18 protein-coding genes are annotated in these 18,860 nt (G+C 65.8%); 7 read left to right on the forward strand and 11 right to left on the reverse strand.

Features of this window, described 5'->3' with window-relative positions; translation table 11 throughout:
* Positions 1–39 precede the first annotated feature (39 nt).
* Complete coding sequence (locus tag VMI09_12325) at positions 40–534, forward strand: universal stress protein (protein ID HTQ25475.1); 495 nt, start codon at positions 40–42, stop codon at positions 532–534.
* Positions 535–557: 23 nt separating this feature from the next.
* Here VMI09_12325 and VMI09_12330 read toward each other — a convergent pair whose 3' ends face one another.
* Together VMI09_12330 and VMI09_12335 are read right to left on the reverse strand one after the other, a co-directional pair.
* Positions 558–1,580 carry a hypothetical protein gene (locus tag VMI09_12330; protein HTQ25476.1) on the reverse strand — a complete coding sequence of 341 codons (1,023 nt, stop codon included), beginning with the start codon at positions 1,578–1,580 and terminating at the stop codon, positions 558–560.
* A 119-nt stretch (positions 1,581–1,699) separates the two neighbouring features.
* Positions 1,700–2,635, reverse strand: a complete 936-nt coding sequence (locus VMI09_12335; GenBank protein HTQ25477.1) for a methionyl-tRNA formyltransferase — start codon at positions 2,633–2,635, stop codon at positions 1,700–1,702.
* A 280-nt stretch (positions 2,636–2,915) separates the two neighbouring features.
* On the opposite strand from VMI09_12335, the gene VMI09_12340 reads away from it, so the two are divergent.
* Entirely contained in the window at positions 2,916–3,812 is an 897-nt protein-coding gene (locus VMI09_12340; GenBank protein ID HTQ25478.1) for an alpha/beta hydrolase, read from the forward strand.
* A gap of 97 nt (positions 3,813–3,909) precedes the next feature.
* A complete protein-coding gene (locus VMI09_12345) occupies positions 3,910–5,787 on the forward strand; it encodes an alkaline phosphatase family protein (GenBank protein ID HTQ25479.1) in 1,878 nt (625 codons plus the stop codon).
* A 7-nt stretch (positions 5,788–5,794) separates the two neighbouring features.
* On the opposite strand, the gene VMI09_12350 is transcribed toward VMI09_12345, so the two are convergent.
* Positions 5,795–7,129: an MFS transporter gene (locus VMI09_12350; GenBank protein HTQ25480.1), complete on the reverse strand. Its 1,335-nt coding sequence runs from the start codon at positions 7,127–7,129 to the stop codon at positions 5,795–5,797.
* A 204-nt stretch (positions 7,130–7,333) separates the two neighbouring features.
* Between VMI09_12350 and sppA the strand changes: the two genes are divergently transcribed.
* The 3 genes from sppA to VMI09_12365 all read left to right on the forward strand — a co-directional run bounded on the left by sppA (position 7,334) and on the right by VMI09_12365 (position 10,573).
* Complete coding sequence (gene sppA, locus VMI09_12355; protein ID HTQ25481.1) at positions 7,334–9,085, forward strand: signal peptide peptidase SppA; 1,752 nt, start codon at positions 7,334–7,336, stop codon at positions 9,083–9,085.
* Between the two features lie 73 nt (positions 9,086–9,158).
* On the forward strand, positions 9,159–9,575 hold the full coding sequence (locus VMI09_12360; protein ID HTQ25482.1) for a DUF6306 domain-containing protein: 417 nt from the start codon (positions 9,159–9,161) through the stop codon (positions 9,573–9,575).
* Positions 9,576–9,739: 164 nt separating this feature from the next.
* Complete coding sequence (locus VMI09_12365) at positions 9,740–10,573, forward strand: PHB depolymerase family esterase (protein ID HTQ25483.1); 834 nt, start codon at positions 9,740–9,742, stop codon at positions 10,571–10,573.
* A 102-nt stretch (positions 10,574–10,675) separates the two neighbouring features.
* Here the strand turns inward: VMI09_12365 and VMI09_12370 are convergent, their stop codons facing one another.
* The 6 genes from VMI09_12370 to VMI09_12395 form a co-directional block, all read right to left on the reverse strand.
* Positions 10,676–12,034 carry a DUF1329 domain-containing protein gene (locus tag VMI09_12370; GenBank protein ID HTQ25484.1) on the reverse strand — a complete coding sequence of 453 codons (1,359 nt, stop codon included), beginning with the start codon at positions 12,032–12,034 and terminating at the stop codon, positions 10,676–10,678.
* 218 nt (positions 12,035–12,252) lie between these two features.
* Entirely contained in the window at positions 12,253–13,431 is a 1,179-nt protein-coding gene (locus VMI09_12375) for a HEAT repeat domain-containing protein (protein ID HTQ25485.1), read from the reverse strand.
* A 454-nt stretch (positions 13,432–13,885) separates the two neighbouring features.
* Entirely contained in the window at positions 13,886–14,152 is a 267-nt protein-coding gene (locus VMI09_12380; GenBank protein ID HTQ25486.1) for a hypothetical protein, read from the reverse strand.
* A gap of 45 nt (positions 14,153–14,197) precedes the next feature.
* Positions 14,198–15,472, reverse strand: coding sequence for a CaiB/BaiF CoA-transferase family protein (locus tag VMI09_12385; GenBank protein HTQ25487.1), 1,275 nt, complete (start codon positions 15,470–15,472; stop codon positions 14,198–14,200).
* A 146-nt stretch (positions 15,473–15,618) separates the two neighbouring features.
* Positions 15,619–16,116 carry a transcriptional repressor gene (locus VMI09_12390; GenBank protein HTQ25488.1) on the reverse strand — a complete coding sequence of 166 codons (498 nt, stop codon included), beginning with the start codon at positions 16,114–16,116 and terminating at the stop codon, positions 15,619–15,621.
* A gap of 16 nt (positions 16,117–16,132) precedes the next feature.
* Complete coding sequence (locus VMI09_12395) at positions 16,133–16,474, reverse strand: hypothetical protein (protein HTQ25489.1); 342 nt, start codon at positions 16,472–16,474, stop codon at positions 16,133–16,135.
* Between the two features lie 68 nt (positions 16,475–16,542).
* Here VMI09_12395 and VMI09_12400 point away from each other — a divergent pair, with 68 nt between their 5' ends.
* Positions 16,543–17,379, forward strand: coding sequence for a universal stress protein (locus tag VMI09_12400; GenBank protein HTQ25490.1), 837 nt, complete (start codon positions 16,543–16,545; stop codon positions 17,377–17,379).
* A 43-nt stretch (positions 17,380–17,422) separates the two neighbouring features.
* On the opposite strand, the gene VMI09_12405 is transcribed toward VMI09_12400, so the two are convergent.
* The gene (locus tag VMI09_12405) at positions 17,423–18,244 is read right to left on the reverse strand and encodes a Dam family site-specific DNA-(adenine-N6)-methyltransferase (protein HTQ25491.1); all 822 of its coding nucleotides are present in this window, start codon (positions 18,242–18,244) and stop codon (positions 17,423–17,425) included.
* Positions 18,241–18,846: a DsbA family protein gene (locus VMI09_12410; protein HTQ25492.1), complete on the reverse strand. Its 606-nt coding sequence runs from the start codon at positions 18,844–18,846 to the stop codon at positions 18,241–18,243. Before VMI09_12410 ends, VMI09_12405 begins: the two co-directional genes overlap by 4 nt.
* Between the last annotated feature and the right edge of the window lie 14 nt (positions 18,847–18,860).

Here is an 18,860-nt window from a genome sequence, read left to right on the forward strand (position 1 = left end):
CATAATGAAGAACTCCAGCGCGCACGCAGCGGAGGGCCAATGTCATATCCGTTCAGGAAAATTCTCTGTCCGGTACAGTTCGACGAGTCCGAGCAGAACGCGCTGGACCTGGCCGCGCAAATGGCCAAGGATATCGACGCGACGATCTATCTGCTGCACGTCGTGCTGATCCTGCCCAGGATTGGCGCGCCCGATGCGATGGAGGCGTCGCAGGGTCGCACCGGAGACGATGCGCGCCTCAGGTTGCAAAAACTGGCCGACGACAGGCTCGCCGGGCTCAAATCGGAAGTTATCACGCGCGTGGCGGGGCCGGGCGAAGTCGCGAGGGCCGTGCTAGAAGTGGCGACGGAGTTGGATACCGACCTTATCCTGCTTAAAACTCACGGGCGCACGGGGCTTGCCCACTTCATCATGGGCAGCGTGGCCGAGCAGATCGTGCGGCGGGCGCATTGCGCGGTGCTGACGCTGACTTCGGCTGCCAAGGAGCGGCACAGCGGGCTAAGCGCGCGCCTGAGCGGCGGCGGCCGCGCGTAACGAGCGTCGCGCGGTATGGTTCGTTACGGCAGCGCCACCAGGTCGTAGGCTGCGGGCAGACGTTCGCCGATAACCATCGCGCTCGCGGCCCCCTCGCGCATCCGGATCACCAGTCCGTCGGTCGTAAGCGCGAAGAACGCGCCCTCGCTCTCCGGGTCGGCCCTAAACCGCATCACCATCCCGCGCTCGGGCAGCGTATCGTCGCCAAGCGCCTCGAAGCTCTCGCCTCCGTCCAGGCTGCGGAACATCACCGCGTCCGCGCCGCTCGGCCCGGCAGACCATGACGGCGGCGGGCCGGCCGCCGCGGCGGTGAACACACGGCTCATATCTCCGCGCGCAACGAACAGCGGCACGGTGTAGCTGCGACAAAAGCCGCGCTTGATCCTGCTCCACGACGCGCCGCGGTTCTCCGAGAGGTAGAAGCCCGCGCCGGTAGTCGCGTAGAGGCGTCTTCGATCCTGCGGATCGACCGCGATGCAGTGGATGTCCTCATAGATGCCCTTGTTCAGCAGTTCGAAGCTCTCGCCGCGGTCGCTCGAGCGCGCGACGCCGCCCTCCTCGACGCCAACATACATGGTCATCGCGTCGTGCGGGTCGAAGGCGATCGCGCGGACGTGGGGGATGTGCGGCGATGGTGGAAAGCTCCAGCGCTCGCGCCCCGGCAGTTTGAGGAAATCCGCGCACTCGCGAAACGTGCGGCCGTGATCGAGGCTGTGGAGAAGCCGCGCGTGCGAGGTGCCGATAAAAAGCTCGCCCGGCCCGTCGGGCGGCACGGCAACGGCCCAGACGTCCTCGTTGCGCGCAATGCCGGGCGTGATATCGGCCCAGGCGCGGCCGCCGTCGTTCGAGCGCGCGAGCGCGACCCGCCCTCGCGCGCTGCCCATGTGCGCGTCGGCCATGGAGCCGGCGTAAATCGTTCCCGGATCGCGGCAGTCCTGCGCCATGCACCACACCGACGGCGGATCCGCGAGCACCATCAGCGGCTTGCCCTTGTGCTCGGCGTCGAGGAGCACGATCCCCTTGGACGTACCCACGCAGAGTTTCATCTTCGCCCCTTCCCCCTTATGGCGCGCGGTGTCTCGCACCGCATCGCGGCTTCCAAATCCTATGTCGCGGGTGCCGCAAAAGCATCAGCGGCCCCGCTCCGGTATGGTCTTCCTTGTGCTTACGTAAGTTGTATCGAGGCGTGCAGGCGGCCCGCTGCGGCGAGTTCCGCCGGCGCGGCCTTTTTCGGACTCGAATCGAAGCGCACCCGCCGCACCACCATCGTGCCGCCCTCCAGCGCAACCCGCATCCCGGCGTCGTCGATTGATATGACTGTGCCCGATATCACCGTGCCGGCCGGGTTTTCGTTCCGCCGGTTTTCCAAAATCGGCTCGTAAAGGCGCAGCCGCTCGCCACCCGCATTCGCATATGCGCCCGGCTGCGGATCGCATCCGCGCACCAGGTTGAAGACCTCGCGCGCGCCACGTGCGAAATCGACCCGCGCATGCTCGTCGCGGCAGGGCGGCTCGTAGGTGGCGAGCCGTTCGTCTTGCGCGATTGCCGGCGCGCGCCCAGCCTTGATGAGGTCGATCGCCTCGCCCATCGTCTCGATGCCGAGCGGAAACAGCCGGTTGAAGTAGAGCGAGCCGACGGTATCTTCGTCACGGATGGGTTCGCTGCGCTGCAGCAGGACCGGTCCTGTGTCGATTCCCCTGTCGGGCCAGAACCAGGTCACGCCGGCCTCAGCGTCGCCCATGATCAGCGTCCAGTTGATCGCGCTGGCTCCGCGATGGCGCGGCAGGAGCGAAGGATGAAAGCAGATCGTCTTGTGCCGCGGCGCGTAGAGGATCCGCTCGGGCACGATCAGCGTGACGAAGGCCATCACCAAAAGCTCGGCGTCAAGCTCGCGGAACTGATCGAAGACCTCGTCGGTCTTGAAGGTCGCGGGCTGGCTGAGCGGCAATCCAAGCGCGAGCGCCTTGGTCTTGAGCGGGTCGGGACGGCCGCCGGGCAGATCGGGCGGCGCGAAGACGTGGACGATTTCTTCGCCCCGCGAATGGAGCGCCTCCAAGGCGCGCTCGGCAAAGGCCGCCTGCCCGATGAGCGCGATGCGCACCGCTCTAAACCTCCGCTCCCAATCTACGCACCGATGTCCGGCACTGGGGCCACGCTACCAAATAGAGCGCTCCCTGGCACGCGCGCGCGCTATCCGCGCGGCGCGTTCGTCCACAGCACCCCGCGGGTTGGCGCGCGCGGGTGTTCCCGGTGTATAGGTGGGGCGCCAAAAGGTATCGGAAGAATCGGCGGCGGGGAGAACAGCGAGGTCGGACTAAAGCCGTTGCCGGCCGGCCACGGCGCGATCCCGGCCCCACTAAAGGCGAAAAGGAGCGACACCGATGCGAAAGGACATCGAGATCAACGCCGAGGGAACGATTTTGCGCGGATGGTTCTACACGCCCGATCGCCAAAGCGGCAAGGCGCCGGCGATCGTGATGGCGCACGGCTTTTCCGCCGTCAAGGAGATGTACCTCGACCGCTTCGCCGAGTGCTTCTCGGCCGCCGGCCTCGCCGCGGTGGTGTTCGACAACCGCAACTTCGGCGCGAGCGACGGCCAGCCGCACCAGGAGATCGACCCGTGGGCGCAGGTGCGCGACTATCGCCACGTGATCACGTGGACGCGAGCGCAGCGCGAGGTCAACTCCGAGCGCGTCGGCGTGTGGGGTTCGAGCTACTCCGGCGGCCATGCGCTAGTGGTCGGCGCAATCGACCGGCGGGTCAAATGCGTAGTCTCGCAGGTGCCGCTCATCAGCGGCTACCGCAACGTCCAGCGCCTCGTGCGGCCCGACTTTCTCGGCCCGCTGCGCGCGCAGCTCGACGCCGACCGCGAAGCGCGCTTCCGCGGCGAGCCGCCCGCGATGATCCCGGTGGTCGCGGCCGATCCGCTCGCGCCCTCGGCCCTGCCCACCCCCGATTCCTACCAGTGGTTCACCGACACTGGCCGCGAGCGCGCCAAGGCCTGGCGCAACGAGGTCACGCTGCGCACGCTCGAGATGCTGATGGAGTACGAGCCCGGAAGCTACATCGCCAAGATCAGCCCGACGCCGCTGATGCTGGTCGTCGCCACGGGCGATACGCTGGCCGCCGCCGACATGGCGATCGCGGCTTACAACGAGGCGCTCGAGCCCAAGCGGCTGGTGCTGCTCGACGGCGGCCACTTCGACGCGTACGTCAGCGATTTCGAGAAGGCGGCGTATCCGGCGCGCGACTGGTTCGTGACGCACCTGATGCGCTGAGCGCGCGGCGCGCGCTACGCGGCCTGGCAATTTTCGAAAAGGGGCGCCGCTTTGCTTGCAGCGAATACCTAAATCCGTCCGGCGCGCGCCGCATGCGATGCTCCGGCTGCTTGGCTGCGCGCTCGCGCTGTCGCTCGGATTTGCGGCTGCGCGGCCTTGTCAGGCTGAGGCGCAGACGGCGGTTCGTCCGTCGCGGATCTTGCCCGCGCGGATCTTCGTCCTGATGGTATGGGACGGTCTGCGGCCCGATTTTGTGACCGCCGAGCGCACGCCGAACCTGTTCGCGATGGCAAACGGAGGAGTGCGCTTCGCGCGGCAGCATTCGGTCTACCCGACGATCACGATGGTTGACGCGGCGGCGCTCGCGACCGGCACGCCGCCCGGCACGACGGCGATTCTCGGCGACGAGGTGTCGCTCGCGCGGCGGCTTGGCGCGCACAAGATCGCGCTTGCGCCGGATGACGCGTGGGCGAAGGAGCCGGTCAACCTGGAAAACTCGGCCGCGCTCGCGGCGCTCAACGGGCCGAAGTTTTTCAACGGCGCGTTGCTCGGCTCCGAATCGATCGGGCAGCAGGTGCGGCGCGCGGGCGGCTACCTCGCGATCGTCGGCAAGCGGGGGCCGACGTTTCTCTTCGACGACAGCGTCTCGGGCGACGCGGCGCCCGGCGGTCCGATCGATGCGGGCAAATACATTTTTGTGAGCGACGACCTTCTGGCGCCGCCTTCGCTCAATGGCGCGCTGGCGCCCGCGCCGCCCGATGCGAAAAGCGAGAGCGTGGCCGACGGCATGCGCGACACTTATTTCGCCCGCGTCGTGACCGAGCGGGCGCTGCCGGAAGCGCGGGACGCCGCGCTCGGCGGCCATCCGGCGCTGGTCGTCTTCTGGCAACACAATCCCGACCTCACGCAGCATCATCGCGGCCTCGGCACGCAGCCCAACCTCGATGCGCTCAAGCTATGCGACGCGAACCTCCAGAGCGTCCGCGCCGCGATCGCAAGGCTCGGCATCGCCGACCGCACCGACCTGATGGTCATCTCGGACCACGGGTTCGCGACGATCCGCGCGATGGTGCCGCTTGCGCAGATGCTGATAGCCAAGGGGCTCAAGCAGTCGGCAACGAGCCGCGACATCACGGTCATGGCCAACGGCGGCACCGATTTGATCGATCTTTCCAGGGCGGCGTTCCCGACGATGGAATCACGGCGTGCGACGCTGCAGAAGATAACCGACTTCATCGAGGCGCAACCGTGGGCAGGGCCGCTTTTCACGCGGAGCGCGGACGAGGAGCGCGCGCTCGATGGCGCCGGCAAAACCTACGGCAAAGTGACAGTCGGCCACTCGGGATGGATCGACGGCACGTTCAGCCTCGACGTCGTCGCGATGATCGGGCGCGAGAATTATTTCGACGCGCCCGACCTGGTGGTCTCGTTTCGCGAACTGCCCGACGTGGATAATCGCGGACTCACCGGGCCGAACGCGCCTGTCTACGTACTCGACGCCAAGGGCGCATCGAGCGGCAGCACCGGAAAAAATCGCTCCGACGCCCTGGTCGTGCCGGTCAAGGGCGTGATGTACGCCGACGCCGGGGGATGGGGCGGCTTCACCACGGGGCTTGGCATGCATGCGGCGGCAGGCGCGCGCGAGCTGCACAACTTCTGTGCGGCGGTCGGCCCGGATTTCCGCCGCGGCTTCGTCGATCCGTATCCGAGCGGCAATCTCGACATACGGGCGACGATCGCGCGGGCGATGGGTCTGCCGCCCGGAGAACAGGGCGCCGGCCGCGTGCTCGACGAGGCGCTGTCCGACAGGAAGTTCACCGGCTCAACGACGGAGTCGCGCATAACGGTCGGGCGAACGCTGCCGGCGCCCGCGGCGGCAACCGTCTCGACCACGCTGATTTTTTCGCAGGTAAGCGACGGGAAACGGCGATGGTCCTATCTTGACGGCGCCGAGTACAGCCAGAGCGGCAAGTAGGCGCCGATTACGAAAGCGTGGTGGCGGGCGCGGGATCGGGAGAGCGCGCAACCAGGTCCTCGTCGAGCCGGGTGAGCACGCGGCCGCGAGTTTCCGGAATCAGCCAGATCAGCATCGAGCCCAGCGCCGAGAACGCCGCGCCGATCGACAGCGCCGCGCCGAACCCGATTGAGCGGCTCATCACCGCGATCGCCATCGGGGTAAAGAACTGCAGGCCGCGGGTCACGTTGAGCAGCAATCCGAGCGCTGAGTTACGCACCTTGGTCGGCAGCAGTTCGGAAACGATCGGCCCGGTGCCCGACCAGATGCCGGTGCCAAATCCCGCCAGCGCCATCGCGCCCGCGACGAGCCCGGGCACCCCAATCGCCCATGGCCACAGGATGGTCGCGGGCAGCAGCCCGAACGCCATCATCGCGGCGAAGGCCGAATACACCGGCCGCCGCCCGAAGCGGTCGGCGAGGAGGCCGAAGCTCGCGTAGCCGGCGACCGCGCCGATCTGCATTCCCATCATGAGGCGGCTCGCCGCGCGGTCGCTCAAATTGCGGGTGAGCCTCAGATAGCCGGGCATCCAACTGTAGGTGAACCAGTAGGCTTCCGAGTTCACCCAGATAACCAGGAACAGCAGCATCAGGATTCCGAGGTATGGGCGGAGGGCCCCCAGCTCCTCGCGTGTAAGCCACTCGCCGCCGCCGGCCATCCGGCGCTGCCATACGTCGCTCTCCGGAAGCCATCGCCAGACCGCGGCCGCGACCAGGAGCGCCGGCAGCGAGGAGAGCGCGAAGGTAGCGCGCCATCCGATCACCGGTGTGACGTAACCGGCGAGGAACGCGGCGATGAATACGCCGAGCGGCGCTCCCACCTGAACGTAGGCCGCGTAGCGCGCGCGCCGGGCGGGCGGCACGGTCTCGGCCACCAGGCTCTGCCCGGCGGCCCACTCGCCGCCGATTCCGATTCCGGTGAGCGAGCGGAAGATCAGCAGATGCGCAAGGCTAAGGCTCGCCGCGCAGAGCAGCGTGCCGAAGCCGTAGATGAGCACGGTCGCGATGATCGTCGGACGCCGGCCGAAGCGATCGCCGATAAAGCCAAAAAGAAGCCCGCCGAGCGCCGTCATCAGCAACGAGAGGCCCATCGCGAATGACGCCTCGAGCTTGCCCAGGTGCAGATCGTGCGCCATCGGCACCATCAAAAACGAGTAGAGGATGAGATCGTAGAAGTCGAAGATCCAGGCGACGAGGCAGAGCGTGACGATCCGGTACTGGGGCCAGCCCATCGGCTGCTCGCTCATCAGCAGCGCCGGGGCTGGAGTCGCGGCGGCGCGCGAGTCCGGGCCAGCCCCGTTCATCGCGGCTCCCGGCGCGCCGTGCGGCGCGCCGCTCCTCTGCGCTCGGTATCCTCCTTCATCGCCGCCAGTTTTCCGCCAATCCCGGCGGTACTGGTCCCGCCAGCCGGGTTGTGGTTGGCTATCATTGGGGTTTGGCTCGCGGCTTTTCAAGAGACCGCGCAAAATCCCCGGAGCGCAGGCTCGCGGCTGGATAGGAGACAGGGCATGATCAAACGGATGCTGCGATGGCTGGTGCGAACGGCCGTTATCTTAATCGTCTTCGGCATCATCAGTCACTTCGTCAAATGGTGGTCGCATCGCGTTGCGCCCGGCTCGGTGATCGAGCTCGCGCTGAAGGGTCCGGTAATCGAGCGCGGCACGGACGGTCTGCGCGGACTGGTTGACGAGAACCGCACGCCGCTCAACGTGGCGCGCCGAGCGCTGCGCGAGGCGGCCGACGATCCGCGAATCGTCGGGCTCGCAATCCGTATCACTGACCCCGAGATGGAGTTCGCGCAGGCCCAGGAATTGAGTGCGCTCATCCGCGGCTTCGCGGCTCATCACAAATGGACCACCGCATATCTCGAAAGCGCCGGCGACTTCGACTCCGGCAATCTGCCCTACCTGGTCGCGGCAGCCGCCGGCGAGGTCTCGATGATGCCCGAGGGCGAGATCGAGCTGATGGGCGTGCGGCTGCAGGAGCTGTTCGCGCGCGGACTGTTCGACAAGGTCGGGATCAGACCCAACTTCGCCGCGATCGGCAAATATAAAAGCGCCGCCAACATCTTCACCGAAAAGGACTTCACCGCCGCTCAACGCGAGGAGGATGAAGCACTGGCGGGCGGTCTGTTCGATCAGCTGGTCGCCACGGCCGCCGGCGAGCGCCATCTCGAACCCGCGCAGCTCCGCGCGCTGATCGACCAGGCGCCGCTCAGCGCCAAGGCCGGGCTCAAAGCCCACCTCATCGATCGGATCGAGTACGGCGACGAATTCACCGACCGGGTCAAGGCCTGGAGCGGGCACGACCACGAGATCGTCAAGTACTCCGACTACAAGCAAGTTCCGCTGCTGCCGCACCTCGGCCATCGCGACAGCATCGCGGTGGTCTACGCCGACGGTGCGATTCAAGAGGGACAGGGCGGATTCGATCCGCTCCTTTCGCCGGGAGGCGACGCGGTCGGCTCGGATGACCTGGTCGAGGCGCTCGACCAGGCGCGCGACGACGATTCGGTGCGGGCGGTGGTCCTGCGCATCAACTCGCCCGGCGGCTCGGTGATCGCCTCCGAGCTCATCCGGCGCGCGGCCGAACTGCTGGCCAAGGAAAAGCCGCTGGTAGTGAGCATGTCAGGCTACGCGGCTTCAGGCGGCTACTGGATCGCGATGCCGGCCGAGAAGATTTTTGCCGAGCCGGCGACCATCACGGGCTCGATCGGCGTGCTCGGCGGCAAGTTCAATATCGCGCCGCTCTTGACCTCGATCGGAGTGAACGGCGCTGCGATCGCACACGGCGCCAACGCCACGATGTTCGATGCCTTCGCCGACTTCACCCCTGCGCAGCAGCACTTGTTCCGCGATCAGCTCCTGGGTGAGACCTATCAGCATTTCGTCAACCTCGTCGCCAAGCAACGCGGCCTGACTCCCACGCGCGTCGACCAGATTGCGCAGGGCCGCGTTTGGACCGGCGCAGAGGCGGTCAAACTCAAACTCGTCGACGGCATCGGCGGCCTCGACGAGGCGATCAAAGCGGCGCGGAAGCTCGCCAAGATACCCGAGGACACCAAGCTTGGGACAGTCGAACTGCCGGCGCCGCCGGGGCTGTTCAAGAGCCTGATGAAAGGGAATCTGGGCAACGACGGTGCGCTGCGCACCGGCATCTCCGCGCAACTGCGCGCGATGGTCTGGATGCTCAACGCTGCGGCCGGCGCGCATGGCGGATGGCTTCGCGCGGTGTTATGTCCGGTGGCGCCGGTGATTTGATGCGCCGCGAAAAAACTCAGGTGGCCGGAGACATCGGTGAAAAGCTGAAGGAGAAACCACGGGAGAAATTGCGATGGACGCGCAGCTTGAAGGTTTTCTCAACACGTTGGGCGAGGCCGAGCGCGCCGGCGGCCGCGTCCTGCACGAACTGACCGCCGAGGCTCGCTCGCTCGAGCTTCGCGAACTGCTCAAAAAGGTCGGCCACGACGAGGGCTACTACGCGGGCGAGCTTGCGGCGCACGTCCGCCGTCTCGGCGGCGTCGCGTCAAACAAGACCGGCGACTTCGTCGAAAAGGTGCGCGCGGTGGGGGACTTCCACGGCAAGCTCGAGCTGCTCAACCGCGGCCAGCGCTGGGTAATCCGCAAGATCGAGGAAAACCTCGGGACTATCGCGGACGCCGAGCTGCGCGCCTTTCTCGCGGTGATGGCCAAAGGCCACTACGTCAATATCGGCGCGGTCGATGACGCGCTCAAGGAAGGTCTGCTCTGAGCCGCTCGGGCGGGCGCGGCCGCGGACGGCGCGGCCGCGCGGTTTTCGCGCTGATCGCCCTCGTCGCGTCCGTGCCCGCGGGCGTCGGCGCGAGCGGCGAAACGCTCGGCCCCGGGAGCCATCGGATTAAGCTCCACTTCGGCGGACTTGCGCGAAGTTACATCGTGCACGTTCCTCCCCAGAGCTTCGCGGACGGAGCCTTCCCGGTCATCCTGAATTTTCACGGCGCGGGTAGCAACGCGCAGCAGCAGGAGTGGTACTCGGCGATGGACGCGACGGCCGACCGCGCCGGCTTCCTCGCGGTGTATCCGAACGGAACCGGGCGTGGCACGCGCGCGCTCACCTGGAACGCCGGCGGATGCTGCGCCTATGCCGAGCGCAACCGTGTCGACGACGTTGGCTTCACCAGGGCCCTGCTTGACGACCTAGCCACGCGAGTCCGCGTCGATCGCGCGCGGGTGTACGCGACCGGCATCTCGAACGGCGGAATGATGGCCTTCCGGCTCGGGGTCGAGGCCGCGGACCTTATCGCGGCAATCGCGCCGGTTGAGGGCGCCCTGATGGTCGAGGCGTCAGGACCCGCGCGGGCGATGCCGCTGATGCTCTTCAATAGCGTCGACGATCGCTACGTGCCTTACGGGGGCCGCCCCGGATTGCTCGGCGGCCTCTCTCGCGCGACGCGCTATCCGCGCGTTCCGGGAGTGGATGAAGAGGTGGTGCGATGGCGCGGATTCGACGGCTGTCCGTCAGGGGCGCAGGTCGGGCCGGAGTTGAAGGGCGCTTCGGGCTCTGCGGATGCGGGCAACACCGCGACCCGCTACGAATGGGGGCCCTGCCGCGACGGCAGCAGAATCGTGCTGTGGAAGCTGTCAGGCTCGGGGCATGTGTGGCCGGGCGCATCGCGCTCGGTTTTCTACCTGGGACGCGGCACGCGGGTCATCGACGCTAACGATCAGATGTGGCAGTTCTTTCGCGATTTTTCGCCGGCCCGCAGATAGGCGCCAGCACCAGAGGCCGCGCGCGCGCCGAATCGGCGTTGGAAGGACGCTGCCGGGCCGCGCGCGGCCCGGCAGCGCCATTTTCATTCGTTCACCAACTGCCTAGCGATGGATCTCTTCGAGCTTGTTGATGTCGTAGAGCTTCTCCGCTTCAGGTCCCTTCAGGTTCGGGAAGCCGCCCGGAACGATCCAGATCGTGCCGCGATCGTTCTGCACGTCGAGCACCTGCACCGACTGGAACTCTGTCGTGAAGACGCCCTTGTTGATCGGGTACATCCAGTCGTCCTTGTCGAAGCTTTCGCTCCACTTCTTCTGGAATTCCCAGACCTTCCAGAGTTTGTCCTTGTGGTCGAAGGCTTCCATCAGCCACGCGTCATAGTTCTGCGAATCCCAATCCTCGACGACGCTCTTGTACGGATGACGCTCGCTGAGCGGCGTGCGCTCTTCGATGGCAAAGCGCCGCATCGTCCACGTATCGTTCGGGATGATTCCGTTGGGGCCGTAAAGATAGGTATATGCGTGAACGGAATCGACGACCGCCAGCTGATCTTTCCATCCGAGGAAACGCCAGTGCCACTCGAGCTCGCGCCCGGAGAAGCTGTAGAAATCTTCGAGCGTATGGTCGGTGCCCAGCAACGAGTCCGACTTGACCTCGGCCGAAATACGGCGCACGCGGCGCAGGTTCGGGATATAGGCCCAGCCGTCGTCTTCGCGATGCGGGTCGGCGTAACGGTAGATGATGAACGCGGTGCCGCGGATGTCAAACGGCGAGTAGAAACCCGTGAACTCCTTGAACTCGAACGCTGCAGCATTAGGCACCGGCAGCGTGTGATTCTCCAGCATCGCAAGATGCGTATAGAAGACCTTGCGATAGAACGCATCCAGCGTGCGCTGGAAGTTGCCGCCGCCGCCATATATCAGCTTCATCACTTCGGCTGACGGCAATCTCGGATTCACGCCGGACTCCGTCCAACCCGCGCTGTTCATCCAGTCGGTCGGAGGCAGCTCCCAGGTGGGGATGTCGTGCGAGCCGCCAGAGCGGTCCCAGGTGGCTGGAGCCATGCACGAGAATCCGAAGCTCTGCCATCGATACTCGTAGTTCCAGACCGCTTTCCATCCGGCGTCAGGATCGCTTTCCTTGACCGAGGCATTGGGAAACGGCTGTCCGCATACGTAGTTGCCCACGGTGTGATCCGGGAGCAATTTGACCTGCGACTGATACTTCTCCGTGCAGGCCATGTAGTCCTGGCGGGGAGTATGGTCCACCGGAGCCGCGATCGGCGCCTTGAACTCGGGGAAGTTCAGCTGTTCGAGATAGCCGGGAAAAATGAACGGCCGCATGCGCTCGAGATCTTTTGCGGTGAGCACGTCGCCGACCTTGAAGTCGGGCTTTGCGTCCTTATACTTGGCCAACCACTGGTCGAATGTGGCTCTGGTGTAGCTCTTTACGTCCTGCGCCATGGCGGGACGCGCGCAAAGCAAGGCACCGGCAATGACCAACAGCCCTGCCAGCGCGATGCACCTGCTTCCCGCCGCCTCAGTCATCTTCGGTTTGATCCACATAACCCTTTCGCTGTCCTCCCTCGTGATGCGTTTCGAAATTCAGCCCTCGATGATCCCCTCCTGACTTCCGATCCCTATCTTCACGCTTGCCCCCAACTCACACGTTCTTCCCTGATTCATGCCCCGCCCGACGATTTGCCCTCCAGCAGCCGCATCGCCGTCCGATCCAGCGCGTCCGCCGCCGTGTAGCGCACCGTATGGTCGAGCTCCGCGACCATCGCAATGAGCGGCACAACCGAGCGATCTCCGCCGATTCTGCCCAATGCCCATGCCACCTCGGCCCGCGCCATCGGATCCTCGGTCTCATCTGCCGTCCGGACGAGCAATCCGACTTCGGCGGCGCCGCCCGACAAGCCCACCGCGCGAATGCCCATCAGCGACAACTCGGAGTCCGGCGAAGCGACCGCCGCGATCACGACGTCGCGCGCGTTGCGGAATTCCACTTCGTCGAGAAGTTGAGCCACATGGAGGCGGGTGATCGAATCGTCGTCCTGGATTGCGGCTTTGAGGTAGGCGGCGCCGGCGGGGTCGCCGTAATGGGTGAGCGCCGCCGCCGCGCCGATTCTCACGTCAATATTGCGATCGCTTAGCGCCTCCCGCAGCAGGCCGGCCACGCGCGGATCGCCCGCCCGGCCGAGCGCTACCGCGGCCATCGCGCGCGCGTCATCGTCGACCCTGCCGCTCAGGATAGGCTCGGCGATTTGAACCGCCGAGCCGTCACCCAAGCGCAACAGCGCGTACGCCGCGCCGGCTCTTTCGAAGGAATCCCGCGCCGCGGCGGCGAATCGTCTAAGGACGGGAATCGCGGCGCGGTTCCCAAGCTGGCCCAGTCCCCGCGCGGCGGCGATGCGCGTCGTTCGATCCGGACCTTCCAAGGCGCGCCCCAGCAATTCGCTCGCGCCCGGGTCGTGAGCTTCGGCGGCTCCGTCCACGACGATTCGCCGGTACGCGGGTGCGGTCGAGAGATAGAGCTGGCCCAGAGCTTCCACGGCGTCCGCGTCGCCTACATCTCCCAGTCCATCCGCCACGGCCATCCTGAGGGCGGGCTTGCGGGTGCCCTCAAAAATCTCGACCAGACGCGCAATCTCGTCGTGGTCGCCCGCAGCGGCAAGCGCGCTGATCGCGTAGCAGCGCTCGTACGGGTCGGACTCATACAGGCCACGGCGCAGCACGAGCACGGAAAAGGACCGCAATGCCGCGAGGCCCGCCGGTTTGTCGAATCGATACGAGCTTCCAATCCGCGCGCTCGCTCCCCACAAATCGCCGCGCTCGACCATCGCGCCAATCACGCTCATCGAGGGATCGGTGGAAATGTCGAGGAGCGCGGGAAAGGAAGAGTGTGTAAAAAAGTGGTTTCGGCTAATCCGAAAGACGGCCACGGCCGCGATGAGGAGCACGGCCGCGACGGAGCTAGCGACAAGCGGCCCTGAGTAGCGCCTCAGAGCCCTCGCGCCTGCTGCTAGGAACGCTCGATTCGCCTTGCCAGAAGTCACCTGCGACCCCCGTCAACCAAGGCTGAAACTAACGTCTTGGATTACTCAGACTTATCTTCGGACTAGCTCGGTCTAATCCTTTGACAAGATTAAAGCAAACCAGAACAGGCAATTTTCGGATGAGATGCCCATGATTTTGCCTAAGTAGCCCCGCACCTCACTAAACGACCGGCCGGAGAAACAAGTTCCCCACATTGTACGCGGGCGTTTTACAATAGAAGAAATAGCGAAAAGCCCAGCGGCGGGCTTCACATCATCATGCGCTGCTGGGCCTGCGAGCCTCGGCTCGCGCCGCGCGGAGCAGCCCGGCGATTTCGCTCCGCGTATTCGCAGCGTAGCGCTCGAAGTCCGCACCGCGGCGCAAATCGGCGAACATCCCGGCGGGGTCCTCGTGGAAATGCAGAAAGGCGGCGGCGCCGCGATAGAAGATGCCGCGTTTGCGCTCGGTCAGGCCGGGGATCGTCCGGAGTTCTTCGAGCAGCGCTTCAATCGCTTCGAGCGCCTTGGGTCCGGCGTGCTTCATCGACCATCGATTTTGTCCCCGCCCGTCGTGCGGCGGGTGGCGCGTTCAGCCGCGATGCGGTTCGATCACCACGTTGCCCGCGGCCACCTTGGTCTCATCCGCAGGCCCGCCGCGCAGCAGCACGTCTTCGTCATGGAGCGCGGCAACCTCGCTGTCGGAAAGCGCCAGCATCTCGCGCAGCACGGCGGCGTTATCCTCGCCCACGCGCGACGCCTTGACGTCGGTGCGCTCGGGCCAGTCCGAGAACTTGACCGGCATCCCGGGGATATCGAGCTCGCCGAGCGTCTCGTCGCGCACGCGCCGCACGGTCTTGCGGCCGCGCATGTGCGGATGCTCCATAGCCTCTTCCAGCTTGAGCACGGGCGCGCAGGGTACGCGCTCGCGGTCGAGCGCGGCGATAGCGGAGTCGCGGTCGGGGAAGGTCGCGAGCCACGTTTCGATAATCTCGCGCAGCGCGGCGTTGTTCTTGACCCTGCGCCCGTTGGATGAAAAGCGCTCGTCGTTCATCAGATCCGGCTGGCCCATCGCGCGCAGCAATCGCGGCATCTCGTGCTGCTGCGCGATCAGCATGATATGGCCGCCGTTGGCCTTGTAGACGCCGCACGGACTGCCCGCAGGATGCATCGAGCCGTTGCGCTTGGGATGGTAGCGGCCGGGCCGCAGCGAGAGCACCGGCACGAACAACTCGTGCATGTGAAAGTAAGTGTCCATCAGAGAGGCGTCGATATACTGCCCCTTGCCGGTGCGTTCGCGCGAAAGCAACGCGAAGCCGACCGCCATCGCAGCTGCCACGCCGGTCGAAATGTCGCCGATCGCCATCGAGGGCACGATCGGCGCGCGGTCGGGCTCGCCAAGCTGATCGGTGACGCCCGCGAGCGCCGAGCCAATATAGTCGTAACCGGGCCGGCGGCTGAGCGGCCCGCTCTGTCCGGCGGCCGAGATCGAGCACATCACCAGGCGCGGATTGATTTTCTCAAGCGCCTCGTAGCCGAAGCCCATGTCGGCGATTACGCCGGGCGCGAAGTTCTCCACCACCACGTCGATCTTCGGGATCATCGCGAGCAGCAACGCCCTGCCGCGCGGCTTGCGCAGGTCTACCGCCAGGCTGCGTTTGCAGTGATTGTGCTGGAAGTAGTAGCTGCTCATGCCGTCCTTCACGATCCCGAGCGCGCGCACGTGATCGCCATCGAGCGAGCGCTCGACCTTGATAACGTCCGCGCCGAGTTCGCCCAGGATGCGCGTGCAGGTCGGGCCCGCCACGTAGTGGGTGAAGTCGAGCACGTGGAAACCCTCGAGCATCTGCGGCTGCTGCTGTGTCATATGCAATCCTTATCAGATCCGGCTTGGGTCCGGCCGTGCCGACCCGGAGTGTGAGCGTTGCTTGTCAGTGATGCTCCGCTGGTCGCATCCCCGCGCCATCATACAGAGCCGCGCGCCGCCATGTCCAAGGAAGTTCGGAGGCGGTTTTAGCGGGCGGGACGCGCGCGACATTCGGAGCAAAGCCCGTAAAGCTCCATCTTGTGGTGGGTCAGCATTACGCCAAGCTCGCGCGCGACCGTCTGCTGAAGTTCTTCGATCGCCGCGTTCTCGAATTCGATGATGCGTCCACAGCGCTCGCAGATGAAATGGTCGTGATGATGGTCGCCGGCAACCTCGTAGCGCGCCTGGCCTTCGTCGAAGTGGCGCTCATAGAGCAGGTCGCATTCCTTGAGCAGGCGCAGCGTGCGGTAGATGGTGGCATAGCCGACGTGCGGATTGACCTTCTTGACCTCGGCGTAAAGCTCCTCGGCGCTGACATGACGCCCCAGCCCGAAGAAGACGCGCGCAATATCGTCGCGCTGGCCGGTCGATTTGAGTCCGCGCTCCTTGAGCCGCCCGTGGAACACCGCCATCCGCCGCTCGACCTCGCCGAGCTTCGGATTGCCTGCGGCCTTGCGGGCGATTCCTTCCTCCGGGCGCGGCATGGGGGAACGATGCGACTCAGCCAGGCTCGGCCGCGCCGCCTTTGTCGGCCCGCTCCGGCCCGTCGGGCTCGTCTGAGCGGGTCTGCAACAGCCGGCGCGCGGCGGGCGACAGGTAAAGCGTCTCGAGGTCGCGCGTGCGCAGCGCGTCGAGCAACACCTCGAGCTGTTCGGCCGGCGGCTGCGAGGAATCGATGATGATGAGGTCCTTTTCGCGGAGCCGACAGGCGCCGCCGCGCGCGCGATAGCCGACCTCGCGCAGCAGCCGCTCGCGCCTGACCTGCAATCCGACGCGCTCCGCCGCCGCCGCCAGCTCTTCGACCATCGATGCGATTCGCGCGCCGCCTCGTAACTCAGCCATCTTCAAACACCCCTTGTTAGAGCCGAATACGCATGATATCGCCGGATTGTACGCTTAGAGTGAGGCCGATGATCAAGCGCATCCTGGTCGGCATCGACACCTCGGAGCACTCCCGCGTGGCCCAGGCTTACGCCTTTGCGCTGGCGCGCCGCCTGGGCGCCACTCTTGTCGGACTGCACGTCGTCGACATCGTTTCGATCGAGGGTTCTTTCTTCCATGATATCTCAGGCTCGCTCGGACTAGAACCCTATCTCGACTTCTCCTCAAAAATGCGCGAAGTGCTGACGCTGCGGGGACGGACCGTGGTGGAGGACTTCTGCGCGACCGCCGAACGCGAAAAGATCGCGGCCGAGCCGCTGCTCGACATGGGCGTGGTGGCCAACCAGATTTGCGAGCGGGCCAAGGCCGCCGACCTCGTGATGATCGGCCATCGCGGCGTCCACGAACGCTTCTCGACGGGGCTTTTAGGCTCGACCGCCGAGAGCGTCGCGCGCAAGAGCCCGCGGCCGCTGTTCGTCTCGCCCAAGCGTCTGCGCGAAATCGAGCGGCTGACTCTCGCCTACGATGGCAGCGAGCGGGCGTCCAAGGCGATGCGCGCGGCGGCGGAGTTCGCCACCGAACTCGGCGCGCCGCTCACGGTAATAACCGTCGCGCGCGACCCCAAGATGGGCGAGCGGGTGATCGCCGAAGCGCGCCACTACCTTGAACCCTACCGCGTCGGCGCCACGTTCGAGCGGCTTAGCGGCCATGCGCACGAGGAGATCGTACGTTATCTCAACCAGAGCGAGACCGACCTGCTGTTCATCGGCGCATACGGCCACAGCCGGATAATCGAAATGGTGCTGGGCTCGACCACCGAATACGTCCTGCGCAACGCGCCGTGCCCGGTATTCCTGTCGCGCTAGTCCAAAGCAGGACGGACTGCCATGCCGGCGGTGGCGCGGCGGGTCAGAATCCCCGCGTTGCGAGGACTTCGCGCGCAGGCGCGCGATCGCCCGTGCAACTGATCATCCGCGGGGCCTCAAGGCGCCGGATGGAAAAGCCCAGCCGGCGATAGAGACGGAGAATTCGCGCGGTCGCCTGGTTCGACAGAAGCACGGGTCCGCGATGGCGCGCGAGGAATTCGGCCAGACGCACCTGTTCATCCCAACCGAACTGCTCTTTTGAATACTGGGTGAACTCGACATCGTAGGGCGGATCGGCATAGATGAAATCGTCGTCCGCGAGGGCCAGCTTCTCAAAATCGCCGGCGCTGAACTCCCATCGCCGGAACGCGGCCCGGTAGGCGGAAAAATCGGTGACATAGTTGATCCGGCGGTAGCGGCCGAACGGTACGTTGAACTCGCCCTTGCGGTTGAAGCGGCAAAGCCCGTTGTAACCGGTCCGATTCAGATAGTAGAAGAGCGCGGCCGCCGCCGCGCTGTCGCCGTCGCCGTCCGCGACCAGGCGATTGAAGCGCTCGCGATGACGATAAAAAAGCGCCGCCTCGTTGCGCATCGCGATCTTTACCTTGAACCCACGCTTCAGCCATCGATAAAAGTTCACCACGTGCGGGTTGATGTCGCTGAGGTGCGCGCGCGCCGGCATCAGGGCGAGCGCAACCGCTATCCCGCCGCAAAACGGCTCGACCAACCTTCGATCGCTGAACCGTAGCCACAGGGGAGCGAGGTGCGGCACCAGCCATCGCTTGCCCCCCGCCCATTTAAGCGGCGGCCGCGATCCTGCAGTGCCGGCGGGTGACGGAGCGCTTGGCTTCGGCACGGCGCTCACGCCTGCGGCTCCGCGGCGCGACGCTCGATGAAGCGCGAAAGCAGCATCCGCATCGACTCGATCGGCTGGATCCCCGTGAGCGGAAAATCGCCCAGGATGAAGCTTGGATAGCCGAGCGCCGAAAAACGGTCCGCTTCGGCCTTGTTCGCGGCAAGCCGCGCGGCCATCCGTCCGCGTTCGATTTCGTCGCGAAAGCGCGCGCGGTCAAGGCCGGCCTCAGCCGCGATCGCGGTCAACAGGTCGAGATTTCCGATATCGGCGCGCTCCTCGAAGGCGGCGCGAAAGACCGCATCGTGATAGTCAGCGAAAGCGCCGGCGTCGCGCGCCAACTCCGAGCCCTGGAGCGCATTGTCCGAGTCGAGCCATCGTCCGGGCGGCTCGACGGCGATGCCGGTCTCGGCGGCGACGTTGCGAATCTTTACCAGTTCGAGCGCGCCGAGCGGCAGTCCGGGGCGCGTGCGGTAGTTGCGTAGCGCGATCGGCACGCCCTTCCACAGCGCGATAAATTCGAGCTCGCGTTCGAGCTGGCTGACGATGCGCCACGCGAAATAACAGAGCGTCGAAGCGTAGTCGAAATAGATTGGAATTACGGTCTTCGCCACGGCTTCTCGCGCTT

Source organism: Candidatus Binataceae bacterium (genome assembly GCA_035500095.1).
In the GTDB taxonomy this organism is placed as follows: Bacteria; Desulfobacterota; Binatia; order Binatales; family Binataceae; genus JAKAVN01.

Coding starts and splice junctions, on each gene's coding strand:
- VMI09_12325 (HTQ25475.1), top strand. CDS start 40: ATGTCATATCCGTTCAGGAAAATTCTCTGTCCGGTACAGTTCGACGAG.
- VMI09_12330 (HTQ25476.1), bottom strand. CDS start 1,580: ATGAAACTCTGCGTGGGTACGTCCAAGGGGATCGTGCTCCTCGACGCC.
- VMI09_12340 (HTQ25478.1), top strand. CDS start 2,916: ATGCGAAAGGACATCGAGATCAACGCCGAGGGAACGATTTTGCGCGGA.
- VMI09_12345 (HTQ25479.1), top strand. CDS start 3,910: ATGCTCCGGCTGCTTGGCTGCGCGCTCGCGCTGTCGCTCGGATTTGCG.
- VMI09_12350 (HTQ25480.1), bottom strand. CDS start 7,129: ATGAACGGGGCTGGCCCGGACTCGCGCGCCGCCGCGACTCCAGCCCCG.
- sppA (HTQ25481.1), top strand. CDS start 7,334: ATGATCAAACGGATGCTGCGATGGCTGGTGCGAACGGCCGTTATCTTA.
- VMI09_12360 (HTQ25482.1), top strand. CDS start 9,159: ATGGACGCGCAGCTTGAAGGTTTTCTCAACACGTTGGGCGAGGCCGAG.
- VMI09_12370 (HTQ25484.1), bottom strand. CDS start 12,034: ATGGCGCAGGACGTAAAGAGCTACACCAGAGCCACATTCGACCAGTGG.
- VMI09_12375 (HTQ25485.1), bottom strand. CDS start 13,431: ATGAGCGTGATTGGCGCGATGGTCGAGCGCGGCGATTTGTGGGGAGCG.
- VMI09_12380 (HTQ25486.1), bottom strand. CDS start 14,152: ATGAAGCACGCCGGACCCAAGGCGCTCGAAGCGATTGAAGCGCTGCTC.
- VMI09_12385 (HTQ25487.1), bottom strand. CDS start 15,472: ATGACACAGCAGCAGCCGCAGATGCTCGAGGGTTTCCACGTGCTCGAC.
- VMI09_12390 (HTQ25488.1), bottom strand. CDS start 16,116: ATGCCGCGCCCGGAGGAAGGAATCGCCCGCAAGGCCGCAGGCAATCCG.
- VMI09_12395 (HTQ25489.1), bottom strand. CDS start 16,474: ATGGCTGAGTTACGAGGCGGCGCGCGAATCGCATCGATGGTCGAAGAG.
- VMI09_12400 (HTQ25490.1), top strand. CDS start 16,543: ATGATCAAGCGCATCCTGGTCGGCATCGACACCTCGGAGCACTCCCGC.